Source organism: Bradyrhizobium sp. AZCC 1693 (assembly GCF_036924745.1).
GTDB lineage: Bacteria > Pseudomonadota > Alphaproteobacteria > Rhizobiales > Xanthobacteraceae > Bradyrhizobium.
The window spans coordinates 6864659-6883733 of sequence record NZ_JAZHSD010000001.1 but is presented as its reverse complement, the minus strand read 5'-3'; the positions used below and the strand labels follow the sequence as shown (position 1 = coordinate 6883733).

General features: G+C 61.2%; 16 protein-coding genes and 2 pseudogenes. 10 read left to right on the top strand and 8 right to left on the bottom strand.

The annotated features are described in order from the left end of the window. The first annotated feature begins 20 nt into the window (after window positions 1–20). Window positions 21–1001 (top strand): ABC transporter substrate-binding protein, encoded by a 981-nt coding sequence (locus V1293_RS32685; RefSeq protein WP_334515486.1) that lies wholly within the window; start codon window positions 21–23, stop codon window positions 999–1001. A 102-nt stretch (window positions 1002–1103) separates the two neighbouring features. After that, window positions 1104–1805 (top strand): annotated as a pseudogene (locus V1293_RS32680) (IS110 family transposase); the annotation flags it as partial. A gap of 546 nt (window positions 1806–2351) precedes the next feature. Here V1293_RS32680 and V1293_RS32675 read toward each other — a convergent pair. Together V1293_RS32675 and V1293_RS32670 are read right to left on the bottom strand one after the other, a co-directional pair. After that, complete coding sequence (locus V1293_RS32675; protein ID WP_334515484.1) at window positions 2352–2558, bottom strand: ABC transporter substrate binding protein; 207 nt, start codon at window positions 2556–2558, stop codon at window positions 2352–2354. After that, the gene (locus tag V1293_RS32670) at window positions 2459–3316 is read right to left on the bottom strand and encodes an ABC transporter substrate-binding protein (RefSeq protein WP_334515482.1); all 858 of its coding nucleotides are present in this window, start codon (window positions 3314–3316) and stop codon (window positions 2459–2461) included. Before V1293_RS32670 ends, V1293_RS32675 begins: the two co-directional genes overlap by 100 nt. A gap of 363 nt (window positions 3317–3679) precedes the next feature. Between V1293_RS32670 and V1293_RS32665 the strand changes: the two genes are divergently transcribed. Beyond that, entirely contained in the window at window positions 3680–4600 is a 921-nt protein-coding gene (locus V1293_RS32665; RefSeq protein ID WP_334515480.1) for a tyrosine-type recombinase/integrase, read from the top strand. A 12-nt stretch (window positions 4601–4612) separates the two neighbouring features. Next, a complete protein-coding gene (locus V1293_RS32660) occupies window positions 4613–5833 on the top strand; it encodes an IS91 family transposase (RefSeq protein WP_334515479.1) in 1221 nt (406 codons plus the stop codon). A 376-nt stretch (window positions 5834–6209) separates the two neighbouring features. On the opposite strand, the gene V1293_RS32655 is transcribed toward V1293_RS32660, so the two are convergent. Next, window positions 6210–6455, bottom strand: a complete 246-nt coding sequence (locus tag V1293_RS32655) for a hypothetical protein (RefSeq protein ID WP_334515477.1) — start codon at window positions 6453–6455, stop codon at window positions 6210–6212. A gap of 493 nt (window positions 6456–6948) precedes the next feature. On the opposite strand from V1293_RS32655, the gene V1293_RS32650 reads away from it, so the two are divergent. The 4 genes from V1293_RS32650 (at window position 6949) to V1293_RS32635 (ending at window position 12334) form a co-directional block, all read left to right on the top strand. Further along, window positions 6949–8394, top strand: a complete 1446-nt coding sequence (locus V1293_RS32650; protein ID WP_334515476.1) for a sigma-54 interaction domain-containing protein — start codon at window positions 6949–6951, stop codon at window positions 8392–8394. A gap of 626 nt (window positions 8395–9020) precedes the next feature. After that, the gene (locus V1293_RS32645) at window positions 9021–10400 is read left to right on the top strand and encodes an efflux RND transporter periplasmic adaptor subunit (protein WP_334515474.1); all 1380 of its coding nucleotides are present in this window, start codon (window positions 9021–9023) and stop codon (window positions 10398–10400) included. After that, on the top strand, window positions 10401–11102 hold the full coding sequence (locus tag V1293_RS32640) for an ABC transporter ATP-binding protein (RefSeq protein WP_334515471.1): 702 nt from the start codon (window positions 10401–10403) through the stop codon (window positions 11100–11102). Next, window positions 11099–12334 carry an ABC transporter permease gene (locus tag V1293_RS32635; protein ID WP_334515470.1) on the top strand — a complete coding sequence of 412 codons (1236 nt, stop codon included), beginning with the start codon at window positions 11099–11101 and terminating at the stop codon, window positions 12332–12334. Before V1293_RS32640 ends, V1293_RS32635 begins: the two co-directional genes overlap by 4 nt. A 157-nt stretch (window positions 12335–12491) precedes the next feature. Here V1293_RS32635 and V1293_RS36275 read toward each other — a convergent pair. From V1293_RS36275 to V1293_RS32620, 5 genes and pseudogenes are all read right to left on the bottom strand, one after another. Then, a pseudogene (locus V1293_RS36275) lies at window positions 12492–12599 on the bottom strand (zinc-ribbon domain-containing protein); the annotation flags it as partial. A gap of 262 nt (window positions 12600–12861) precedes the next feature. After that, complete coding sequence (locus V1293_RS32630) at window positions 12862–15888, bottom strand: glycoside hydrolase family 113 (protein WP_442894313.1); 3027 nt, start codon at window positions 15886–15888, stop codon at window positions 12862–12864. After that, a complete protein-coding gene (locus V1293_RS36270; protein WP_442894387.1) occupies window positions 15872–16009 on the bottom strand; it encodes a bluetail domain-containing putative surface protein in 138 nt (45 codons plus the stop codon). Before V1293_RS36270 ends, V1293_RS32630 begins: the two co-directional genes overlap by 17 nt. Before the next feature lie 78 nt (window positions 16010–16087). After that, window positions 16088–16351 (bottom strand): hypothetical protein, encoded by a 264-nt coding sequence (locus V1293_RS32625; protein WP_334515467.1) that lies wholly within the window; start codon window positions 16349–16351, stop codon window positions 16088–16090. Continuing rightward, entirely contained in the window at window positions 16317–16448 is a 132-nt protein-coding gene (locus tag V1293_RS32620) for a hypothetical protein (protein ID WP_334515465.1), read from the bottom strand. The genes V1293_RS32625 and V1293_RS32620 overlap by 35 nt, the downstream gene beginning before the upstream one ends. Before the next feature lie 812 nt (window positions 16449–17260). Between V1293_RS32620 and V1293_RS32615 the strand changes: the two genes are divergently transcribed. Both V1293_RS32615 and V1293_RS32610 read left to right on the top strand, forming a co-directional pair. Further along, on the top strand, window positions 17261–18547 hold the full coding sequence (locus V1293_RS32615; protein WP_334515463.1) for an amidohydrolase family protein: 1287 nt from the start codon (window positions 17261–17263) through the stop codon (window positions 18545–18547). Between the two features lie 132 nt (window positions 18548–18679). Further along, window positions 18680–18958: an FmdB family zinc ribbon protein gene (locus V1293_RS32610; RefSeq protein WP_334515460.1), complete on the top strand. Its 279-nt coding sequence runs from the start codon at window positions 18680–18682 to the stop codon at window positions 18956–18958. Window positions 18959–19075 lie beyond the last annotated feature (117 nt).

The window sequence follows — 19075 nt, the reverse complement described above, 5'->3', positions numbered from 1 at the left end:
AGGCCTTCCTGGAGGGCTGCATGAGACGGCGCGATTTCGTCGGACTTCTTGGCGGTGCGGCGATTATCTGGCCGCTCACCGCGCGCGCACAGCAGCAGGCGATGCCGGTGATCGGATTCCTCCATGGCGCATCGCTCGAAACGCGGCGCACTGAAGTTACCGCATTTCGTCGCGGCCTGAGCGAGACCAGCTACGTTGAGGGCCAAGACGTAGCGATCGAATACCGCTGGGCTGGAGGCAGATACGATAAATTACCAGTACTGGCAGCCGACTTGGTCGACCGACAGGTGAATGTCATCGCTGCGTTCGGCACCGCTGCGGCACTCGTTGCCAAGGCGACGACTACGACCATCCCCATCGTCTTCCTCGTCGGCGGCGACCCAATCGCCCTCGGCCTTGTCGTCAGTCTGAGTCGGCCGGGCGGCAGCATCACGGGCGTAACCCCATTAAACGACGACCTAGCACCGAAGCTACTGGAGTTGCTCCACGAGCTGGTTCCGAAAGCCGCCATCATCGGCTACCTCGTAAATCCGAAAAATGCAACTTCGGAGCGCCTTTCGCGACAAGTTCGGGAGGCGGAGCGCACGATTGGCCAGCGAGTCCATATCCTGAATGCCAGCAGCGAACACGACTTCGAGCCGGCCTTCGCAACCCTCGATCAAATTCGGGCTGGTGGGCTTTGCGTACAGGGCGATACATTCTTCAATAGCCGACGCGAGCAACTCGTTGCGCTAGCGGCGCATCATTCGATCCCCACGGTTTATGCATTCCGCGATTACGCCGCTGCAGGCGGTCTTATGAGCTACGGCACCAGTCTGTTGGATGCCTATCGCGAGGTGGGCATCTACGCGGGCCGGATTCTCAAAGGCGAAACGCCGGCCGATCTCGCAGTCCAGCAGTCGGTGAAGGTCGAGCTAGTCATCAACCTGAAGACCGCCAAGGCGCTCGACCTCACCTTCCCGCTTTCTCTGCTTGGCCGCGCAGACGAGGTAATCGAATGAAGGCATTGGCTGTCGATAGCGCGATGTATTGGTCATTCACCGGCATCGGGCCTTGGAGTGCCTATCGATCTAGGGATTGCACAGGCAGCAGCGCCGTCGCATCTGCAAGCCCTGCATCGGGTGCGCGAGCGATTGGTCAGTCAGCGCACCGACATCACTAATCAAATCCGCGCCTTTCTGCTGGAACGGGGCGTTGCGATACGGCAAGGACAGCGTTTCCTGCGAGTCGAACTGCCGGGCATTCTGGCGACGCGCACCGACGTCCTCTCGCCTCGCATGTTGCGCGTGATCGAGGATTTAGCGGGAGACTGGCGCTACCTGGATGCTCGCATCGAGGGCCTCTCCAGCGAGATTGAAACGCTCGCCCGTCGAGATCAGCACTGCGAGCGGCTGATGACGGTCCCCCGCATCGGTCCCATCATCTCGAGTGCGATGGTGGCCGCGATCGGCACCGGCGATGCGTTCTCCAAAGGCCGCGACTTCGGCGCCTGGCTCGGGCTGATCCCGAAACAGATCTCGACGAGAGACCGGACAATCCTCGGTAGCATATCAAAGCGCGGCAAGCGCTATCTGCTCGTCCTCTTCGTTCAGGCGGCCTGGGTCGTGCTGGTTAAGCTCGGGCCAGAGCATTGGGAACGCTATGGGCTCAAGTCCTGGATCGAGGCGGCGAAGAGGCGACTGCACCACAACGTGCTCGCCATTGCGCTAGCCAACAAGCTCGCCCGCATCGCGTGGGCGGTTCTCAACAAGGAGCGCGGCTTCGCGTGCGTCAAGACCGATGCGATGGCGTGCCGTCCAGCATGACCTCGCGCCGTGCTCAGGCGCGTCAAGGCGTGGGCCTGGCAGCAGCACGCGGGAGACAAGACAAGCGCGACGGCCAACCTTGACGGCGCCTGCGCGCGGCGCGTCTGCACGCGCAGGCCGGAACGAAGGAACGGCCGCCCGGCACGAACAAAGGAACAGCGCAAAAATGAGGAACTATCGATGATGTAGTTTAGTCTGCCCAACGTCTACGAGAGGATCAGACGACGATGGAGTGATCGGTCTTCCGGCGCGCGCGAACACTGGTGACCCAACTAGCCCGTTCGAGGCTTATCCGAGAATCAAGTCGCATGCGCGCTGATATCCATGGTGGCCCGGAGCACACGCTCCAACCAGAGGCCGGATACAGTAATGCAAGACCGCATCAACCAGGTCGACGAACCTCTTGCACCGCACGGCCGGACCATACAGTTGGGTCAAACGCTACCGAAATGGCTTGTTCGGGCAACGTCCGCTTTCCCCTCGAAAGCGACCGTTTAGCGGAGATCTCGGATTGGCAGCTTCTGCCAACAAAGACATTCGCCGACGTCATTCGATCACCTCGTCGGCGCGGACGAGTATCGATGGCGGGACGGTCAGGCCGAGGGCTTTGGCAGTCTTCAGGTTGATCACCAGCTCGAATTTGGTCGGCTGCTCTATTGGCAGATCGGAAGGCTTGATGCCTTTGAGAATCTTGTCGACGTAGCCGCCTGCACGGCGGAACAGGTCGAATATATCGGGGCCGTAGACGACCAATCCGCCATTGGCGAATTGTCGGAAGAGATAAATCGCGGGCAGATGATGCTCCGCTGCGAGCGCGACAACTCGGGGGCCTCGATCATGGTCAGAGGATCGCCAAAAACAATTATTGCATCGGCGCGCTGGGAAGCGGCCGAGGCAAACGCAATGTCGAGTTTCTCGGCCGTGCTCGCCTCCACTATCGGGAGATCCACGCCAAGGTTTCGGGCGGTACTGGGTATCTCCTCGGCCAAGAGCAGCCTGTGAATTGGGTTGCCCGGATTGACCAGGATCGCAATCTTCGAGGCGCCAGGAACCAGTTCCCGGAGGATTTCGATTCGTTTTGCGACCCAACCTCCTGGCACATAGGTCGCAAGACCCGTTATGTTGCCGCCTGGATGCGCCAAGCTTTGGACGAGGCCGAGTCCCACGGGATCAAACACAGCCACGAACACAATCGGAATGGTGGCCGTTGCCGATTTCAGGGGTACGGCTGCTTGCGGCCCGGCAGCAACTATCAGATCGGGAGTTAGACCCACCAACTCGGCAGCTAAATTTGGCATGCGATCCGGGGTTTCGGCCAAACGATATTCGACGAGCAGGTTCTTGCCCTCGATCCAGCCCCTTTCGCGCAAGCCATTACGCCACGCCTCGCGACCCGGCGGATCTAAGAAATTACCCAGGAAACCGATTCGGCGAGGCGTGGCTTGGGCCCGCGAACGCCGTGGCGAAACGAGCAGCGCCGCAGTGCCCGCTATGAACTCCCGCCGCTTCATTCGATCCGCTTAGCCAGGCCTGAGGACGACGGAACGCAGAGTATCACGTTTCGATGGTCGTCGCACTCACTGCGGGATCAAATGCTGCGTCGCAGATGCGGCGCGTGACGCAGGACGGCTATGGTCAAAAGCGCCATTTGACCGACGCCGCTCCATTTCCGGTCTACCCTGACCAGCAGACGTTGGGATTGGCCTTCACTAGGTCCCCGAAGGGCCAGTGCACTAAATCGCTGCGCGATAGCCCGCTGCGCGGGGAGCCCGACCGCGAGCACGGTAGCCGGGGTCAAGATCGTCGATAGCGCGCGGGTCGCCCTGTCTTGAAGATCGAGGTGTCGTCAACCTCATTCAAGACAGGAGTTTCCTATGAGTACGGATGCTGTCAGCCCGCTGCGCCAGCGCATGATCGAGGACATGAATGCGCGCAAGCTCTGTGCGGGCACGCAGAGAGGCCATATCAGCAGTTGCAAGCGGTTCGCGGCGTTTGTGAAGCAGTCCCCCGACACGGCCACACTTGAGGACATCCGCCGCTTCCAGCTGCACTTGGCCGAGACGGGCGCGAGCATCTGCAACCGCAACCGCATCATGACCGGGTTGCGGTTCTTGTTCCGCGTGACGCTGCGCCGATTGGACCTTGCGGCCGAGATCTATCATCTCCGCGAGCCTCAGAAGATCCCGCTGGTGATGAGCCAGGATGAGACGCGGCGCCTCCTGGCCGTCGCCGGCAGCCTCAAGGCCCGCCTCCTGCTCAGCCTCGGCTATGGCTGCGGGTTGCGCGCCGGCGAGGTGGTGCGGCTCAAGGTCAAGCATATCGACAGCGCGCAGAAGATCATTCGCATCGAGCAGTCCAAGGGGCGCAAGGACCGTAATGTCATGCTGTCGTCAAAGACGCTCGATCTGTTGCGGCAATGGTGGAAGGCGCGCCCGTCTTGGCACGATGCGGGAACGCCCCTGGAAGAACGTTGGCTGTTTCCCGGCCGCAGGGGCGGCAAGCCGATGACCACCCGCCAGCTCAACCGCCTGTTCCATGAGGCCGCGGATGCGGCCGGAATCCGGAAGGGCGTGACGCTGCACGCGCTGCGCCACAGCTTCGCGACCCACCTGCTCGAGGACGGCACCGATATCAGATTCATCCAGGCGTTGCTGGGTCACGACAAACTGGACACGACGGCGCGCTATACCCGTGTCGCCACCGGCATGATCGCGGCGATCGAAAGCCCGCTCGACCGGCTGTCGCAGCCTCGCAAGAGACCCAGGAAGAGCAGGAAGAACCCGCCGCCGGCGTAACGGCCGGGAGCTGTGTCGCGTCCAGCGCTGGAGGTCGCGGATATCTTGCGCGACCACGGGGCGGCGTGGCGGCGCGCCAATGCGGGCCACGTCAGTCTCGGCCAGCTGAAGGTCATGAGTGCGATCGAGCGCTGCCGCACGGCGGCGCTCGGCGGCCATGTGGCGCGCTGCGAGAACGAGACCTGCGCCCACACCGTCATCGCCTACAACAGCTGCCGCAACCGGCACTGCCCCAAGTGCCAGGGCGCTGCGGCCCGCGAGTGGCTGGCCGAGCGCGAGGCCGATCTCCTGCCGGTGCCGTACTTTCATGTGGTGTACACGCTGCCGGCGCAGATCGCCGACATCGCCTATCAGAACAAGGCGGTGATCTACGACCTGCTGTTCAAAGCCTCGGCGGAGACCACGCTCACGATCGCGGCCGATCCCAAGCATCTCGGCGCTCGCATCGGCTTCATGTCGGTGCTGCACACATGGGGTTCCGCGCTGACGCATCACCCGCATGTCCACATGGTCGTGCCGGGTGGTGGCCTGTCGCCGGACGGATCGAAGTGGATCGCGTGCCGACCACGCTATTTTTTGACCGTGCAGGTTCTCTCGGCGTTGTTCCGCAGGCTGTTTCTGGAGATGCTGGTCGCGGCTCACCACGCCGGCCGCCTGCAGTTCTTCGGCGAGCATGCGCGGCTCGCCGATAAGGCTGCATTCGCTGCCTATCTGGCGCCACTGCGCGAGATCAATTGGGTGGTCTACGCCAAAGAGCCGTTCGCCGGGCCCAGGCAGGTGTTGCGCTATCTGTCGCGCTACACCCACCGCATCGCGATCTCCAATCGCCGGCTGCTGTCCGCCGACGAGAACGGTGTCACCTTCAAGTACAAGGACTATCGGATCGAGGGGCCCGCCCGCACCAAGGCGATGACGCTGGCGACCGACGAGTTCATCCGGCGCTTCCTGATCCACGTGCTGCCGAAGGGCTTCCATCGCATCCGACACTATGGGCTGCTCGCCAACGGCACCCGAGCCGCAAACATTGCGCACGCGCGCCAGCTGCTCGCTCAGCCGGCGCGCCCTAAAGAACCCGAGACGCCCGAAGCCGCGATCAACGAACCCCGCGTGCTGCCGCGTCCATGCCCGTGCTGCGGCGGTCGCATGATCGTCATCGAGACCTTCGAGCGCGGCTGCGAGCCCAAGCACCGCCCCACACCGGCACCGGCGCCGATCAGGATCGACACATCATGAGACCATCGCCGCCGATCAACGACCGCAGTGACGAGCGCCATTCTGGCCGGCTCACAGCCGACAGCGCCCACGCTCGTATCAGCGTGCGGGATTCACCACCAATCGCGCGACCAATCTTGTCGCGCCACGCGCAGATCGCTTGTTCATACCGACGCACGCGCCCATGCTTGGCGGAAAACCGTTCGCCGCAACCGCTCCGCTCCAGCCTTCTCAAGCCCGAGCTCGCGGCAAAATCCCCATAGCGCCCGCTGCACCGTCAGCGCCCCACCTCCCGCGATTTCGTGCCTTGGCGCTTTTCGGACGCCGGCCGTCGGTGCCCGGGGATAGCTTCGTCATCCCGGCATCCGAAAACCTGCACAGGAACGGACTCATGCACTCATTCGATCACCTCTTCGGCGATCGCAAGCACACCCGGCAGAATGGTCAGGCCGTGGTTCTTGGCAGTCTTGAGGTTGAGAATGATCGCATTCGCTACGGCTCGCAAGTCCGTCTCAGCGGCCTCATGCGGGACGGGGAAGGCATCGATGGCTTCAGCAATCCCCCGTTCCGTGTCGCTCAGCCCGCTTGCATAACGCAGCCCCTCACGGCGATCCTGTCGCCGAGTGATTTCAGTACAGGCCATCGTGCTCTCCTTCGAATTTTCGCAAATCCGAAGGAATCAAAGCCACTGGGGGAAAGAGTCTACTATGATGCAGCGCCATATCAGCGTTAGTAATCGACTGTTAGCTGCGCTGCCGCCAGCGACTGCCGCGACGCTGAGCTCCGGGCGCGCTTCGCCGGCTGTGAATGATGTTCCGGATGTCTCCAGCAAACGCTGTAGATAGCGTGGCGCAGCCGTACACAATCACTGGGCATTGAGAACGTCCCCTTCAGAAAGATTCTGCGTTGCCGAGCCACGCCCGTGGCCCTACATGGGTCCCGTTCGAGGTAACCCGGATGCGCCATCGCGTCAGTGAGGTGAATCACTTGCCTTGTTCTTGCCGCGCCTGCAAGCTGCCGGCTCTAAGGCTGGACGGGCTGGCAGGTGCGAGCGTTGACGACAGGGCACTGACTCCGGCTTTGGGTGCGTGGTGGCAAGCGTTTACTCGACGAGGGGTGGCGTGGACTGACGGTGGGTGAGTCAAAGAACGTTTTTCGCGCTGGATGAGCTCTGCGCACCCAACTTTGCCCTATGCGGGATGCGAGGTGGGATCAAACGCAGCGTCATGCCACGACTGGTGCTGTTTATTGAGAGTGTGTCGTCCCCGCTTCGGGAAGAATGCGCAGGCGCGTTGAATTTCGTTTCCGAACATATTCAATGGAGTTCGCTGGTTCTTGAACGATTGCGAGAGCACCGAGCGGATCTTGTTGTGGCCGTGGCGGCCCCGAGATGCTCGTACGCCGCAAATTTCTTTCGTTGGCTTGTCAATAATCCAATCAGCACTCCGACGCTTGCCGTTCTTCCCGCCGATAACGGTCTTATTCACCTAGCCGCACAAGCGGTCGACGATTTTATTGTCGAGCCCATCCATCCAGGCGAATGGCGCCATCGGGTTGCGCGGCTTCTTGCGAACGATCCACGTGACAATAACGTGGCGGCCACCCAAGAACGCCGAACGCGAGAACTTGGGCTTGCGGAACTAGTGGGCAATCATCCAGCCTTCTTGCGTACCGTCGAACAAATTCCGCTGGTGGCGCGAAACAACAGTCCAGTTCTCATTACAGGCGAGACGGGTACCGGCAAGGAACTATGCGCACGCGCAATCCATCGTCTGAGCGTTCGCAGGGATTCTCCGTTCATTCCGGTGGACTGCTCGGCGTTTCCCGAGCATCTGTTCGAGACCGAAATGTTTGGCCATGCACGCGGCGCCTTTACCGACGCACACCGCGACCAAATGGGGCTGGTTGCGCTTGCGGGTAGCGGCACGCTCTTCCTGGATGAAGTCGACGCACTTCCAATTGCATTTCAGTCCAAACTGTTGCGATTGCTCCAGGAGCATACTTACAGGCCGATAGGTTCCGAACGGTTTATGAAGACCGAAGTGAAGATCATTAGCGCGTGCAACCAGGATCTGAATGATTTGCTGCGCGAACGGCGATTTCGACTCGATCTATTTTTCAGATTGAACGTACTTCAACTCCATCTTGTTCCGCTGCGCGAACGGCGCAGCGACATCTCGATTCTTGCCCGCTATTTTGTGAGCGAGCTCTCCGCAGAGAGCGGCACGCCAGCTAAGACCCTTGCTCCCGCAGTTGTCCGGAAATTGAGAGAATATGATTGGCCGGGAAATGTACGCGAACTTTACAACGTGATTCAAAGGGCCTTCATCTTTTCGCAAGGTAGACAGATTCAGCTTGGGGATATCTGCGATTTGCCGGTCCTCAATGCGTCATCGAACCCGTCGAGCGATAACTTTCGCGACGCGCGAGCGCGGGCCCTCGAAGCGTTCGAACGAGCCTATATTGAGGAAAAGCTTCGTGAAACCGGCGGTAATATTACGCGTGCGTCCCGCCTCGCAAAAAAGGACCGGCGCGCGTTTGGCCGTCTGATGAAACGTTACAACATTCGACCCAACCCTTAACGGAAATCGTTGCGTCGACAGCGGGTCAGTTGCGGCCCTCCTCGGGACATTTTCGTCCCACCCCCGCGCCAACGCGAAATTATTCAATCCGTCCAGCGGTTCGACGCTTGGCCTGCCGGTCCAGCACTGTCATGGGTGGGACCGTAGCGTCCCTCCGAGCTATGCCGTAGATTCGTTTTCCCTCATCAGACCAATGACTTGCGGGTTGGCGCGCGTCTTGCTGAAGGAGCTCAGTGCAATGGTTGGGGGTGCCGTTGGTTGGGGGGCCGTTGCGCCAACCGAAAGGAGATGCACTATGATGTCACTGAGAAATCTGACGGTTGCAACAACCCTGGCCGCGTTGACCGCTGTCGGCTTATTGTCATTCTCGCCGGCCGCCCACGCAGGCAGTACCAAGACGTGCACGACGACGTCTACCGATGATCCTTCGAAAGGCTGGAAGACAACGACCACGAATACCCAAACGTCTGCATGCAACAGTAGCTCGGATACCGGCTCCACGCCGGTTTCCTCAACGACCACCAACCCCGGCGGGAACACGCCTAAGCCCAAGCAATAAGGCTTAGCAATTTAGTCGGTCGGCGACTCTTCCCTGAGGGCCGCCGACCTCTCGCGGAGTTCCTCTCATGAAGCTGCTGCTGGGATCTCTGGTCGCCGTCGGTTTGGGGGCGGCGGCATACAATCGGGGGATTCTCCCCGAGAACGCGTGGGATTTCGCCTGGACTCAAGCGGCGCAGTACCTCCCCGAATTGTTGCTGAACGCCCCTCCTGAAGGTCCTAAATACCTTCTTGCGCCGGTTCGTCGGGGGGACATCGCCACAACCGTGACGGCGAGTGGCGCGTTGTCGGCAATCACGACCGTCCTCGTCAGCTCGCAGGTATCCGGGCAGATGCTCCGCATCCTGGCGGACTACAACACCGAGGTTCGTCCGGGCGACGTGATCGCCCAGATCGATCCGCTCAGCTTCCAGATCGCTTTGGAGCAAGCGCAAAGCGAATTGAGCGTCGCCGAAGCGGCCGTGCTGATTCAGAAGCGTGGTCAGGAAAAGGCGGCCGCCGATCTCGCCAGCGCCGCCCCCGTGATGGAGGGGGCTCGCTTCGCGACCGAGCGCGAGCGCATCGTCGTCGCCGAGGCCCAGCGCGACCTGGAGCGCAAGCGTACCTTGGCCAGGGCGGACAACGTCTCGCAGGTTGAGTTATTCAGGGCGCAGGCCGCGTTCGACATGGCGGTCCAAAACCACAAATCGGCTGAAGCCGACGAGCGCACCAAGATCGCGCTTGCTCAGGCGGCCGAGTCAGCGCGGCGCTCGGCCGAGGCGCAGGTGATTCATGCCAACGCGGTCGTGCAGCAAAGGCGGGCGGGCGTGAAGGCTGCGCAGACCGAGCTGGAGCGGACCAAGATCCGCTCGCCCATCGACGGAGTAGTGATCGGCCGCACTATCGAGGAGGGCCAGCAGGTCACGGTCACCTTGCAGACCCAGACGCTGTTCACCGTGGCTCAGGATCTCCGCGAGATGCAGATTAAGATCTCCGTTGATGAGGCCGACATCGGCAAGGTCCGAGAGGGCCAGCCGGTCATCTACACGGTGGACAGCTTCCCCGGACGCGAGTTCCGGGCCGAGGTGAAGCAGATCCGTAAGGACTCCCACGAGAAGCAGAACGTGATCACCTACGTGGTGGTGGCCGACGCGCCGAACCCGGACAAGATGCTGATGCCCGGAATGACGGCGAACGCCCGCATTGTCATCGACGCCCACACGAACGTGCATAAGGTGCCCGTCGCCGCATTGCGCTTTACCCCGGGCGGAGAGCGCGGACCGGAAGCTTCCCACCTCTGGACCTTGGGGGAGGATCAACGGCCGAGACCGGTTCCCGTTCGAGTGGGGCTGTCGGACGGCAGCATGGTCGAGGTCTCCTTCGCCGAGCCGGTCGAGCAGGTCATCGTCGGGGTCGATCAGAGAGAGCCGCCGCCCACCATCACGCGGCGGATCATCGGGAGCATGTAGATGCCGCTGGTGGCCGTCTCAGATCTGACAAAAACCTACGTGGTCGGCCAGACGGCGGTGCCTGCGCTCCGGGGCGTGTCGCTCGCCATCCACAGGGGTGAATTCGTTGCCGTCATGGGCTCGTCGGGCTCCGGCAAGTCCACATTGATGAACCTTCTCGGCTGCCTCGACGCCCCCAGCAGCGGCACTTATCACCTCGCTGGAGAGGACGTGCTGCGCCTGTCGAGCAACAAGCTCGCGGAACTCCGCAACACGAGCATCGGCTTCGTGTTCCAGCAGTTCAATCTGCTGGCGCGGGCGACGGCGCTCGAAAACGTCGAGCTTCCGATGGTGTATGCCGGTCTCGGGCGGCGCGAACGCAGGCGCCGGGCGCGCAAGGCCCTGGCGCAGGTGGGCCTTTTGGAACGCGAGCACCATCGCCCCTCGCAGTTGTCCGGCGGACAGCAGCAACGGGTCGCGATAGCCCGCGCCCTGGTGAACGAGCCGCTGCTTCTGCTCGCCGACGAGCCCACTGGTGCGCTCGACTCGGTGACTTCCGAGGAGATCATGGCCGCCCTGGTCCGGCTCAACGAGGGCGGGCTCACGGTGATCGTCGTGACTCACGACGCCGAGGTCGCCCGCTATGCACGCCGGGTCATCCACTTCAAGGATGGCAGAGTAGTGTCCGATGATCAGAACCAAGATATGCGGGCCGCCGCGTGAAACTCGTTAACAGCACCCTTGCGGCGTTGCGCGCCGTTTGCGTCAACAAGCTGCGCAGCGGGCTGACCATGCTTGGCATCGTTCTGGGAGTGTCATCGGTGACGGTCATGATGGCGGTCGGAGGCGGGGCGAGCCAGCGCATCCAGACCGAAATGCGCAATCTCGGGGCGAACACCATCGTGTTGAATTCGGGGGCGCTGAAGAGCAGCGGCGTGTCCAAGGGACAGGGGTCACGACCAAGCGTTACGCTTGCCGACGCGCAGGCCATCGAGAACGAAATCCCGGCTGTGGTCGCGGCCTCGCCACAGCACAACTTCGCGGGGATGCAACTCGTCTATGGCAATGCGAACTGGTCCACCCTGGTCACCGGCACGACGCCCGAGTATCTCACCATTCGCAACTGGGCCGTGAGCCGGGGCCGCGCCTTTGACCGGGAGGACGTGGTCCAAGGCAGCAAGGTGGTCTTGCTCGGGCGGACCGTGGCCGAAAAACTGTTTGGCAACCAGAGCCCGGTGGGGCAGGAAATCCGCGTCAACCGCATTCCGATGACCGTGATCGGCGAACTGGCCGCCAAGGGGCAAAGCCTGGCTGGGCTCGACACGGACGACACCGCTGTCATCCCGATCTCGACCGCGTTCAATCGGGTCCTCGGGCGCAATCCGGCCAATCCTCGGGCGATCTCGGGCGTGATCATCAAGGTGCGCGATGGCGCCAACATGGCTTCGGCCTTCACCGAGATTCGTCAGGTCGTGCGCGAGCGCCACGGTCTTTTGCCGGCTCAGGAGGACGATTTTCACCTGATCAACCTGACGGAGGTGATGCGGGCCAAGGAGGACTCCGCGCGGGCGCTCGGGATTCTGCTTGCTGCTATCGCCTCCGTGTCGCTCCTGGTTGGTGGGATCGGCATCATGAACATCATGCTCGTCTCGGTCACCGAGCGGATCCGCGAAATCGGGCTGCGGCTCGCGGTTGGAGCCCGGCGAAGCGACATCCTGGGCCAATTCCTGATCGAGGCGATGACGCTGTCCCTGATCGGTGGCAGCGTTGGGGTCGCCCTGGGCGTAGGCGGCGCCGTGGCCGTTGAACACTACGCCGACCTGGGCGTGGTGCTCAATGGACCGCTGAGCCTTGTCGCCATGGCCTTCGCGGCGGGAGTGGGCATTTTCTTCGGCTTCTACCCGGCCTGGAAGGCGTCACTGCTGCAACCCGTCGAAGCCCTGCGCTCGGACTGATCTTGATCAAATTGCATCCCGCGAGCAGATCGTCACCGAAGAATTGCAGGATCTCCGCGACCGCCTCATGGAGCGCGCCAGACGCAACGATGCCAGGCGGGCCTTTGAAGCAATAGGCGGCGACGACCGCGCGCGACATCAGCCCCCGGCAAAACCTAGCGGTCGGGGAAAGCTGAGCGCCGCAGTTCATGCACACCGCGGAGAGGTCCGCGCCGCACTCTTCGCAGAACTTTGCCCCGGTGCGATTGTCGTGCCCGCACTTCGCGCACTTCGTGAGAAGGCCTTATGGGGCCGTTAGTAACACTAGGACCCCGGAGGGTAGCGTTGCCTGCCAGCCGCGACAAGATATACCGCGGACAGATATACCACGGCTTTCCGGGTGAGCGCTCTTCGCCGCGGAAGTCCGTTGTGGGTCATTCGCGTCGGTTTGGCCGCGTATCGACGACTTCCGCTCTACCCCCTATAAACAGACATTGTGCCAACAACAGACGCTCTCGTGGAGTAGACCGGATCTGCTCCACGGTTCTTCAGAGAACGATATCGAAGGACGTCAGGTTGGATACACCCGTCAGATGTATCTCCATGTCCACATCGGCGAGGCTCTCCGACGAGTTGGACGCGTTGGCGTAGATGATCGTATTGCCGCCGCTTGTGACGATCTCAATCGTGTGCGCCGCAATCTGGGGCGGTGCCGAACCTGCCGGCGCAACTGTCGCCAACCCGGTGATTGCCGAAAAGTCGATTTTGTCCGATCCATGGGTAAATCCGAGGATCGTATCGAAGTTGCCTGTGCCCGGCTTGGAATCGAAGACCGATTTGAAGACAAACGTGTCGTTGCCCGGCCCGCCGGTCAGCGTGTCGCCCTGACCGCCGCCGATGATGCGGTCCCTGCCGTCACCCCCGACAATAACGTCGGCGAAATTGCCGCCGCTGATCGTGAAACCTTCACTCTGGTTATGCAGGTCGATCGTCACGGCCGCCGTCGAACCCGCGGCAGATACGGCCTCAACATTGGTGATCTGCAGGTCAGTGGCGTTGTTGAGGTTTGTCGACGTTCCGTTGAGCACAATCGTGTCGATGCCCGCACCGCCATCGACGGTGTCCTTTCCGACAAAGCCATTAATGGTGTCGTTACCTCCATTGCTATAAATGGCATCGTTCCCCGCGCCGCCCGTTAACGTAGAGCCTGCCGACTTGCCGTGGATGGCGAAACTGGTCGACATGTTTCCGGCGGTGTCGGTCTCTACAATGGAATAGGTGTGGTCGACGTTCGTCACATTGGCCAGCTTGAACGACCAGGTGCCAGTGCTTCCAACCGCTGTGGTAGCCAACACGGTTGAATTCTCCGATACCGTAACGGCGGCACCAGCTTCGCCCGTGCCGTTGATGCTGATGAGATTGGCGCTAATGGCACGACTGGACGTCGCAGCGAGCATCGGAGCCAGCGTGTCGATGGTGATGTCGAGCGCAGCCGAAACCGTGCTGACATTGCCGACCAGGTTGGTCTCGATCGCCTTCACGTGGTGAACATCATCACCGCTCAGCGAGATATCGGCCGCAAATCTGCCGCCACTGACCAACGCCGTGGTCAGGGTCTCGCCCGTGTCGATGATGCCGTTGTTATTGACATCGTCAAACAGCGTGACAGTCGCGCCGCTGTCGCCCGATCCGCTGATCGTCAAACCAGAGGTGAGCCTCGTCAGGTTATCAGCATTGGTGCCACTGGTCCCGACACCGAAGGTGTCGTCTGCCGCCGCCAGATCAAGATTTTTCGGCGACGTCGGGGGCGCGGTGAGATTAACCGAGCTGTCGGCGAATTGTAGGAATTCGACATGTGTCAGATGATCGGTGCCGTCACGGCCGGCGACCTTGTCGCTGATGACGATCTGATCGTCGACAACGCTGATGGCGTAGTCGGCCAAATTGCCCTGAAACACGGCCGTGTCGAGCCCATCGTCGCCATCGACAGTATCATTGCCGGTGCCGCCGGTGATAGCATCGTTGCCCGCACTGGCATCGATCAGGTCATTATCGGCTGACGACCCGACGAACCAATCCTGATGATTGGTCGTATCGAAATGGATGGTGCGGACATAGAGATCGAAGGTGCCGGGGGCGCTGGCATTGGTGCCGTCACTCGGCGTGAGCGCGACCCCATTGATCAAAAAGTCCTTGACATGCAATGCGCGTCCTGGGGTCGCATTGACGAGATTGATGTCGACGCTATTGACCGGACCGACAGCCGTGTTGTCGAAGCTGACCGTGTGGGTCTGATAGCCCGAGGGGTCCGTCGCCGGCTGGAACTCGATAATGCCGGACACGGCCTTGCCGTTGACCAGGATCTGCGCCTGCGCGCCAACCCCGTTCACGACCGAGCCCCAGCCGGTTAGGGTGAGCGTTGTGGTGGAAAGCTTTGCGGTGGTGGCCGGGCCACCGATAATCACATCGTCACCTGCCCCGCTGCGAATGACGTCATCGCCGAGCCCGCCATTGATGTCGTTGTGGCCCGAACCGACATCGATCACATCAGCGACAGGGGATCCATTGATGGTGAGGCCGGGCACGGTCCGCTGGCCGTGGAAATATTCCGAGACCAAGGCCTCGGCGGACTTTCCCATCACCGAATAGCCGGTGCTGTTGTACTGGTTATTGAGATCCCACTGCCAGAGTTCGACACCCTTGAACCAGCTGCCGCCGTTTGCCGTCCAAACCTGGAAAAATGCATTGTAGGCGTCCGCCTGCGCGCTCTCATTGGCGGTGGCGCTCGTGGTCCACGAGCCCGGCGAAATCGCCGTGCCGTCGATGCTGCGGTAGCCGACTTCTGTCATCAGGACCGGCTTGTTGTACTTCAGGGACAGCGAATGCAGGAAATCGACCGGCGACTTGTACTCGAATGCAGCCGCGTAATACGGGTTGAACGGCACCTCGCTCCAGGCGTGAATGAGATCCTGGACTGTGGGCGTGGTGCTCGACGTCAGCGGCGGATAGGTGTTGACGCCGATCGTGTCGAGCTGATCCCAGAAGCTTACCTTCCAAGCCTCGTCCGTTGCCGCCGCATAGGTCAGCTCACCCTGATAGACCTGGCGCACGGCGCTGATGATGTCGGTCCAGTAGGCGCGATACTGGGAGCCGGTCAGACTTCCCATCTCGTTGCCGATGACAAAGGTCTCGACACCCGCCTGCTGGGCGATTGTCGCAAGATGGACGATTTCGGCCTTGTAGGAGGCGAAGAAGCTCGCAGCATCCGATGGCGCCAAGGCATGGGTCGGCGTTCCATCGAGCGGCGAAAGCGCCGCCTTGAACACGACCGACAATCCCGCGGCATGGGCTGCCTGAAAGCCCGCGAGCAGGCTCGCATCACTCTCGGTCTTGGCGGGCTCGGCAAAGACGGACGTGCTGGTCTTGCTCTGGGTCCAGATCCGCACGGTCAGCTCGATCGAGTTCGAACCAAGCGAGGCGATCGTCTCGAAGGCCTGGTTTGCTGATAGGCTGGAGAATTGTCCGTTCCACTCGGACAATGCACCGAAGCCCTGGACATCAAAAATATTCGTCATGCGTCCCCCCGCAACGGGCGCCCGCCAGCATCACGATCCAGTGGTTGTTCGCGTTGTGCCCGGCTGTCTGATCGTTGACGGCGGCGTACGTTCCCGCGTCCGCCCCGCTACTGAGCGGCATGCCGATCGGCACATGCAATTGATAGCATACGGGCACGTCACTTAGGACTCACCCTTTCGGGGTAGGGTGCCTCGAGGCTCAGGTCCCATTCGATGAACAGCAGTGCGAAACCAGTGGCAACTTCGGAACGAGTGCGACCTGGCTGAGCAGATCCCGGCTGCCAAATTCGTCGAGCTTCCGGGCGCGGATCACATCGCCTGGATCGGTGAGGTCGATACTCTTCTCGCCGAGATTCGGGAGTTCCTGACGGGCCCGCGCCCGGCCTGCGAGGTGGATCGTGTCCTCGCCACGGTCCTGTTCGTCGACATCAACGTAGGTGATGAGTGCCTCCGGAGTCCTCAAGCTTGATCTTGAGAACTGCAAGCAACGCGTCCTCAGCTTCGATTGTGAGCGCCTTCTTGCGCGTCTCGAGTTTCAGCCCGACCGTGTACTTAGTCATGGCAGTTTCCTTGGTCTGGGCTCTAATCGTAAACGCTCCGCAGATGTCGGCTAAGGGTCGATTTTGTTGCAAAAGTCTTTTTGGGGTGACGAACGAGAATTTTCAGGGGCGCTGGCGCTTGTTGCACGTGGCGACGTGAGGGACCACATCGTTTCTCAGAAAAACCACCACGGACCTGCGTATTGGCGCCGCGGCGATTTGCAGCACTAGAGCAGTCTGAAAATCAACATTCGCGAGATTTTTGGTGTCGTTCGAGTTTCGACTTTTGCAACAAAATCGGTCAAGAGCAGACATTCGAACCGCCCTCTTCGCCAACTGCCACCTTGCGGTCTCCTCGGTGGGCGACACCGCTCACCTGTAGATCGACAAGTAATGGCTTTGCGACTACAGGCGAGATCTCCGGCGTCGAAGCCGATGGCCCGGCTGCGACACTTTGGAGAGTGGACTAGATAGATCTGGACACTATTTTATTGATTTTTCAGTCCCATCGACGGCGCCAAAGGCGCCTGGGACTGCGAGGTAGCTGCACCTTGTAGCGCCGCGTCCGCCATGATGGTACTTCAACAGAATTTGGCAGCACCATCTAAGTTTCAGATCAAAACTGAGATAGCGAGACTTTCGCTTTTGTTGTTTGTTGGATGGCCAGTGCCCCAATGAATCCCGCCACCCTTGACGGGTGGAATCGTATCCTGTGACTGCGCGCAGAACAGGGAATCCAACAAATAGCGGCGCTGACTGACATCATTCTCAAGGAAAGGGGGTGCGCGCGTCGCACTGCCGCCCCCATAACCCTAACAGAGGGAGGAAGGGTGATGGAGTTCAGTGTCTTCGAGTACTTCAAAGACTATAAGCGAACCACCAACGGCCCGATGACCCCTGAGGAGCAGGGGACATCGCTCTTCCTCGCTGGCAACATGGGGGAGCGGATCCGCGAGTTTGCGGACGTGTATGCCACGAAGAATCGACTATCGCGGCGGCATTTCTTCCAAACGGCATCCGGGTTGGCTGCTTGCATGCTGGCCGTGAACAAGATTACCGGCTCGCGGTTCTTCGACGTTACGGAAGCTGCAGCGGCTGAACCGACCGCGGCCAAGGAGATCATGATCACCCGGAAGCCGGGGGCGGACTTCATCGTCGACGCCCACACCCACATCTGCTGGCGGAAAGATGGCTACATCCCCGGCGTGAACACCACCGAGAGGGGGATGTGGTTTGTCAATCTCCTCGACGACCTCGGCAAGAGCATGGGGCTGCCGAACGGCACCAAGGACATGACGGTCGAGAACTTCGGGAAGTTGATTCTCGAGGAGAGCGACACGAGCGTCGCGATCTTCAATCCATTCGGTTTCCGCGAGGACTACGGCGGCAAGGACATGATCCCTATCGAGGAGCAGGCGGAGGTCAAACAGCGCTGGCCAGACCGCACCGTTATGCTGGGCGGTGGCCTGACCCCCAACCAGGGCCTCGAAGAGACGCTGGATCGGCTCCAGATGTTCGTGGAGAGTTACAAGATCTCGGGGCTGAAGCTGTACACGTTCGACTCGACCCCGGCCCGCGGCTGGTGGTTCGACGACCAGAAGAAGGCGTACCCGATCTGGGAGAAGTGCCGGAAGCTTGGCGTTAAGAACATCGGCTGCCACAAGGGCATCCCGTTCGGCCAGTTCATGGCCCGGTACGCCCATCCAGAGGACCTCGACGCGGCCGCGGACGATTTCAGGGACTTGAACTTCATCGCCTACCACTCGGCGTGGCCCTACCATCAGGAGCTGGCGGCGTTGGGCAAGAAAGGATTCAAGCCCCATCGCGACAACCTGTACTGCGAGATCGGCTCGACGTTCGCGGCGACGGTGACGAACCGGCCGCTCGAGTGCGCCCACGTGCTCGGCACGCTGCTTCGCGATCTCGGCGAGGATTACGTGATGTGGGGGACCGACTCGGCCTTGTGGGGGAACCCGCAGTGGCAGATCGAGGCCTTCCGGAAGTTCCAGATCCCTGACCAGCTTGTCGAAGGGTACGGCTATCCGAAGCTGACCCCCGAAATCAAGGCGAAGGTTTTTGGCCTGAACGCGGCGCGCATCTGGAATCTCAAGACGCCGTAGTGCGGTCCGACCGGATCGCCCCGAGCGCCCGTTCCGACGCAACATGATCGGAACGGGCGCAGCGCCTTTGCTGAGTTTGGGCCGGCCGCCGTTGCCGGCCACGCGTTTCCCCCGAGCGTCGAGGAGGAGGCTATGCCGGTTTACCAGTACGAATGCACGCCCTGCCTGGTCGTCTACGAGGTGCTGCACGGGATGAATGACCCGCCCCTCAGGAGCTGCCCGAGATGTGGGGGCTCGGTAACCCGTCTGATCTCCGCACCGAGGATCAATCGGCACAACTTTTCCGGTCCCACCGAGGCGAAGTACGCAAAGGTTTCTCCTCAGCAGGAAGTCGCCAAGGAACAGGACCTCCAAAGGGTCTACGAGCGGATCTGGCTGCCGCCGCCGGTCAAGCACGAGCCCTGGGATTGAGCTCAGAGTGCAGATTGCGCGAGACACGATACGGCAGGATGCCCGATGAATGCCAAAATGACATTCGCCGGACTGATCAATGCGCTATTTCGACCAGCGCACCCAACTCCGCCGAAA

Excerpts from the sequence above, each read along its gene's own strand:
- V1293_RS32685 (WP_334515486.1), top strand. The coding sequence starts at position 21 with ATGAGACGGCGCGATTTCGTCGGACTTCTTGGCGGTGCGGCGATTATC.
- V1293_RS32670 (WP_334515482.1), bottom strand. The coding sequence starts at position 3,316 with ATGAAGCGGCGGGAGTTCATAGCGGGCACTGCGGCGCTGCTCGTTTCG.
- V1293_RS32665 (WP_334515480.1), top strand. The coding sequence starts at position 3,680 with ATGAGTACGGATGCTGTCAGCCCGCTGCGCCAGCGCATGATCGAGGAC.
- V1293_RS32655 (WP_334515477.1), bottom strand. The coding sequence starts at position 6,455 with ATGGCCTGTACTGAAATCACTCGGCGACAGGATCGCCGTGAGGGGCTG.
- V1293_RS32645 (WP_334515474.1), top strand. The coding sequence starts at position 9,021 with ATGAAGCTGCTGCTGGGATCTCTGGTCGCCGTCGGTTTGGGGGCGGCG.
- V1293_RS32640 (WP_334515471.1), top strand. The coding sequence starts at position 10,401 with ATGCCGCTGGTGGCCGTCTCAGATCTGACAAAAACCTACGTGGTCGGC.
- V1293_RS32630 (WP_442894313.1), bottom strand. The coding sequence starts at position 15,888 with ATGACGAATATTTTTGATGTCCAGGGCTTCGGTGCATTGTCCGAGTGG.
- V1293_RS36270 (WP_442894387.1), bottom strand. The coding sequence starts at position 16,009 with ATGCCGCTCAGTAGCGGGGCGGACGCGGGAACGTACGCCGCCGTCAAC.
- V1293_RS32620 (WP_334515465.1), bottom strand. The coding sequence starts at position 16,448 with ATGACTAAGTACACGGTCGGGCTGAAACTCGAGACGCGCAAGAAGGCG.
- V1293_RS32615 (WP_334515463.1), top strand. The coding sequence starts at position 17,261 with ATGGAGTTCAGTGTCTTCGAGTACTTCAAAGACTATAAGCGAACCACC.
- V1293_RS32610 (WP_334515460.1), top strand. The coding sequence starts at position 18,680 with ATGCCGGTTTACCAGTACGAATGCACGCCCTGCCTGGTCGTCTACGAG.